This is a genomic window from Erwinia sp., from assembly GCF_031978025.1.
In the GTDB taxonomy this organism is placed as follows: Bacteria; Pseudomonadota; Gammaproteobacteria; order Enterobacterales; family Enterobacteriaceae; genus Erwinia.
Map to the genome: position 1 here is coordinate 1 of NZ_DALZCD010000391.1, position 2,878 is coordinate 2,878.

General features: G+C 48.5%; 2 protein-coding genes. Both read left to right on the forward strand.

What is annotated here, in order from left to right:
- On the forward strand, window positions 1-628 hold a 628-nt coding region (locus RTK32_RS20735; protein WP_312047248.1), incomplete at its 5' end, for a ShlB/FhaC/HecB family hemolysin secretion/activation protein.
- 25 nt (window positions 629-653) lie between these two features.
- Window positions 654-2,878 (forward strand): filamentous hemagglutinin N-terminal domain-containing protein (locus RTK32_RS20740; RefSeq protein ID WP_312047250.1); only part of this gene is annotated, 2,225 nt, incomplete at its 3' end.

Below are 2,878 nucleotides of genomic sequence, written 5' to 3' on the forward strand. Positions count from 1 at the left end.
CAGTATTGCGGGCGGATTGACCTGGGTAGGAAGCTTGTACGGGGGCTGGGGTTATGCTGACTTTAGTATGACTGCCGGTCTTCCCTGGTTTGGAGCCGCCTGGAAGGAAGACCGTGACCTGAATGGGTTTGATCTGGATTATAAAAAGTATAACGGTACGCTGAGTTGGAACCGGAGACTGGCGACCTCTTCAGGTGGAAAAACCGGGTTGGATTACGAACTGAACAGTGGTTTTCAATTTACTCATGACAGGCTGGTCAGCGATGCAAGTTATAACCTGGGGGATGAGTTTACCGTCCGGGGTTATAAAGAAAATAGCGTTGCGGCTGAGCGAGCATTATGGCTATCGAACACGCTTAAGGTACCTGTACAGATAAATTACGCCAGGATCAATACGCTTTCACCTTTTGTAGGTTTTGACATAGGTATGGCGCGCAGAAATTGTGCGGCAGTCGCTAATACCTGTATGCACGATTATATGAGCGGTGCTGCTACTGGCATAAAACTAAATGGAAAAGATTTTTCCGGCTCATTTTCTGGCGGCTGGCCTGTTACCAAACCCGCTTCTCTCAAAAACTCAGAAATTGATAACTTTACCTTATATTTCAGCCTAAATGCGGGCTTTTAATACTAACTATTTGGGGAATAAAAAAATGAAAAATAAAAATATGACATTTTTTAAAAAGCGTAAATATCACTTTCGCGTCAAGCCAATTGTGTTGGCAATGGCAACAATGTTTCCTTGTACGGTGCTGGCCGATATCGCGGTAGATACAAATGATCCACAGCGACTTAATGTTTCCAGTGCGGCAAACGGCACGCCGCTCATCAATATTAACGACCCCAATAACAGTGGCGTCTCCCATAATAAGTATGCTGATTTTAACGTTAATCAGCAGGGCGTTATTTTCAATAATAGTATGCAGGATGGTGTGACGCAGACAGGCGGCTATGCTATCAAAAACGCTCAGCTTTCCTCGGAGGCTCGCGTCATTCTGAATGAGGTTACTGGCGCTAACGGCAGTCGTCTTGCCGGATCGATGGAGGTTTTTGGTCGAACGGCGGATTTGATTGTGACAAACGAGCGGGGGATTACGGTTAACGGCGTTTCCACCGTTAATACCAGCAACCTGACGTTGAGTACGGGGAAAGTGAACGTCGATCCGAATGGCAATGTCCAGCTGGCTGTTGAGCGTGGCAATATTTCTGTCGAAGGAGCAGGCATTAACACGGAAGGGCTGAGCTATTTTGATATCGTCAGTCGTAGCGCAACGCTGTCGGGTGAAATAGCCGGTAATGCTGATATTAAAATTGTGGCGGGCCTGAATAATTATGACACTTCGTCCAGAACCCACTCTGTACGCAGCCGTACGGGCAGCGACACGCCTAAAATTGCCATAAGCGGGACGCAGCTGGGTTCTATGTATGGAAACAGGATTCAATTAATCAGTACCGAAAGCGGAGCTGGCGTGACGCATCAGGGCAGTATAGTGGGCAGTAACACCATTGAAATTACCGCGGATGGCGATATTGGTCTGGCCGCTGTTGTCAGTAAGAACGAGAGCGTCAAGCTGGCAGGCAACAGTATTACGCTAAACAAGCAGGCAGGCGTGGGCGGCCTTAGCGCCCATTATGACGTTATTCTTACCGCACTGGCCACGCTGAATATTAATGCGGACGTGGTATCCAAAACCGGCTCTATCCGCATTCAGGCAAATTCATTATTACAAAGTGCGGCTAATCTGCTGGCGCAGAACGGTGCCAAAACAAACAGCGCTGTCCCTGCTATTCACATTAACGTAGCGGATCGCTACGTCATCAGCGGCACGCTTTATGCTATCGACAACAGCGGCAATCAGATCGCGGGCGCTCAGGTTACCTTTAATAAAGGAAAATTTGTCGTCAAAGTCGGGTCGACCGTGCTGACTAATGCTACGGTAATCTCGGATGCCAATATTGTCAGTACCGCGGGCAATATCGCGGTAACAGCCGGAACGTTAGAAAACAACCGGGGAATTATGGCTACGCGTAAAGGTAGCCTGATCTTTAACCTGACGGATGCTCTGGTCAATAATGGCTCCGTAGAGGCGAACGGCTCGATTGAATTCCACGGACAGCGGCTGAAAAACAGCGGTATTTTTACGACCAACGACAGGTTTAAACTGACCGTAGGCACGCTTGAGAATGAGGGCGGTCTTTATGCAGGTCAGCTTGCCGTCGCTGCCGATAAAATCGGCAACCAGGGCATTATTATCTCTGAAGATGGTGATATCTCGCTACAGGTTAAAAACGAGTTGGCTAACAGCGGTACCGTGCAGGCCAGCGGCGCTATCGGCGTGAAGGCCAGTAGCCTGGATAACAAAGGAAAAATTAACGCTGCAAAAGATGTTGCACTGAACCTTGCCGGTTTGAAAAGCAGTGGTGTGGTTCAGGGTGAAAATATTACGGCTAACCTGGGCTCAATGGATAATTCAGGCAGCATGATTGCCACGTCAGGCAACATTACGCTGACCCTTAACGGCGACAGCGATGCCGTTAACAGCGGGACGATTCAGGCAGGCAGCGCCATTTCACTGACCGGGAAGACATTGCGCAATCAAGGCAATATGAATGCGCAGACGGGCGCGCTCGGGCTGTTTCTGAATGAGACACTCGACAATAGCGGTGCACTTTATGGCAATAATATCAATATCGTTAGTAACAAGCTGAAAAATACTGGCGAAACAATTAGTGAAGACGGTCACCTTTCGGTTGAGGTTCGGGGGCGCGACGGCCTGATTAATAGCGGCATTTTACAAGCCCAGAGCGGGAAAATTATTACCGTAGGCGTATTAACTAACCAGGGCAGCATCGCCACGGTTAAAGATTTGCAAATTGC